The 2,119-nt window shown below is 38.4% G+C and carries 2 protein-coding genes and 1 pseudogene; all 3 read right to left on the reverse strand.

Translation table 11 applies throughout. From position 1 onward, the window contains the following. Nucleotides 1-375: pseudogene (locus HMPREF9074_RS12445) on the reverse strand (hypothetical protein); the annotation flags it as partial. Further along, entirely contained in the window at nt 369-1,454 is a 1,086-nt protein-coding gene (locus HMPREF9074_RS10190; protein ID WP_009392959.1) for a methylmalonyl-CoA mutase family protein, read from the reverse strand. The gene HMPREF9074_RS10190 and the pseudogene HMPREF9074_RS12445, both read right to left, overlap by 7 nt. Continuing rightward, on the reverse strand, nt 1,451-2,119 hold a 669-nt coding region (locus HMPREF9074_RS10195), incomplete at its 5' end, for an NAD(P)/FAD-dependent oxidoreductase (protein ID WP_034540607.1). The genes HMPREF9074_RS10190 and HMPREF9074_RS10195, both read right to left, overlap by 4 nt.

Consider the following 2,119-nt stretch of genomic DNA (forward strand, 5'->3'; position numbering starts at 1 on the left):
ACTCTTAAATACATCTTGCTGAAAGTGCAATAATATACGCCATTGGTCACTAAAAGTAAAATGGGTGTACAACAGCTGCTGAGCTTCCTCTTCCAACAATGCTTCTCCAGCAAGATAAATATATTGTATATCAGTAAGTTTCACTATAGTAGGCAATAGATGCATATCACTAACAACAATTGATTTACAAGGCAATGAAGCTAACTCAAAGGCCTCTATATCAGTAAAAAGCACTTCATTAGCAGAGGTTTCTATTTCCTTATTTGCAGCCCATACTATGGTGCGCAAGGAAGGCGTATGTCGCAAGTGCCCCATAGCGTGATAACCGCGCTCATAAGGAGGAAATCCTGCTATTGATTCGTCTTTTTCTACCATTTTTGTCTTTGTTTTATCTCAAATGGTTCCCACAAGCGCTTAGGCATAAGGGTTCCTCTGTCTGCACTTTTCTTACTAAATGGATAAAGTTCCCATTCTTCTTTCTGATACCATTCTATCTTTCCCCTATTTGCCTCTAAAAAATCCTCACATTGCTTATCAAAACGCTTTTGTGCTTCGTGAGCCTTAGCTATTATCCACTTTTGTAATATACGCTGCTGCTTCATCATTTGTATGCCCCCTTCTTTTTCTATATAGCTAATAAAGCTCTGTGCCTTTTTGTACATCTCATAACTAAGTGCCTCAACAGCATATAGGTCATTTAACAAAGAGGCTTTGCGTGTGGAACAAAGGGAACTAATAAGCGCTATTTGTGCCTTTTCAATGTTTAAGTTACTCTTCTTAAAGAAAAGTGGATTTTTAGGTAGTAGATAGTCACTCCCGCCTAATATAGCAGCCTCGTATGCCAACTGCACATATTGCTCATTATGAAGCGTTTTCAGTAGTGATAATCCCCTGTTTGACACTTCACTTATTAGTTGAAAAGTATGAGTAGGAAAAGTCTCATTCAGTAGCCAGCGAAGGGCTCTAAGCTTGGCTATTTCCAGCAGAAAAGCCTCACTTATAGCCATTTTCACACAGATAGAAGGCAATATTGTTGGCTGTTCTTTCAGCTCAGCTATTGTCAAAGCTATCTGTTGTGCCATCGTAGCACCTGCATTTTGGTAAAGTGTTGTATCTATCACTTCATCAGCAAATACAAATAGTGAAGTTGTAGGCAACCAACTCCTAACTTCTTCTTTTTTCAATTGTTTGTGCAGAGTAAGCAAGAAAAAACCTATATTTTTAGCTTGCCAAAAAGCGATACGCTTCAGGGTTTGCTCTTTATCCGACACAAATAATGATATAGCAGCTTGCGTATCTGTAGTTACGTTAAAACTCTTTTTCACATTCTCAGCGGTATAGAAAGGCAATATGCTTATTTCTTCCTCTGTGGTGTAAATCAAGCTCTGATAGTCTTCTCCTTGTAACTCATATTGTATTTGTTGTTTCCATCGTTTGGCTGCTGTGGGTATCATCCTTTTGCTTTTTCATTAGGGCGTAGCACCATTCGGTACGACTGGTCTTTGCTTATGTAGTAGCCTATCCAGTTGTATAGGGCTCTCATTTTATTGCGGAAATTCACAAGCGACATTATATGTATAAATGCCCAAATAGCCCACGCAAAAAATCCCTTTATAAATATATGCTTAGGTAGGTCTGCTACTGCTTGATTGCGTCCTATGATGGCCATAGAGCCTTTATCTACATAGCTAAAAGGCTGTGGATTTCTAAAATCATTATTAAAATTTTTACCTAAGTTGGCAGCTTGTTGTATTGCTACTTGTGCTAACTGAGGGTGTCCTTCTGGGTAGTTAGGATCTGCGGTCATAATCGAAGCGTCTCCAATAGCGTAGATATTATCAAATCCTTCCATTTTGTTATAAGCATCAGTTTTCATACGCTTCCCTCTTCCTAAATAGGCTTTATCATCTATCCCTTTAAAAGTCTTAGCAGAGACACCTGCTGCCCATATCAAGTTGCGAGCTTCTAAAGTAGTACCATCTGATAAGTGTACCTCATCATTAATAAAGTTTGATACAAAAACACCTAGCTTTAGCTTTACTCCTTTTTTTAATAAACTTTTTTCAGTATACTCTTGTGCTTTCTTCGACATTGGCGAAAGTACTGTCTCTTGTCCATC

The sequence above is a fragment of the Capnocytophaga sp. oral taxon 329 str. F0087 genome (assembly GCF_000213295.2).
Classification (GTDB): Bacteria; Bacteroidota; Bacteroidia; order Flavobacteriales; family Flavobacteriaceae; genus Capnocytophaga; species Capnocytophaga leadbetteri_A.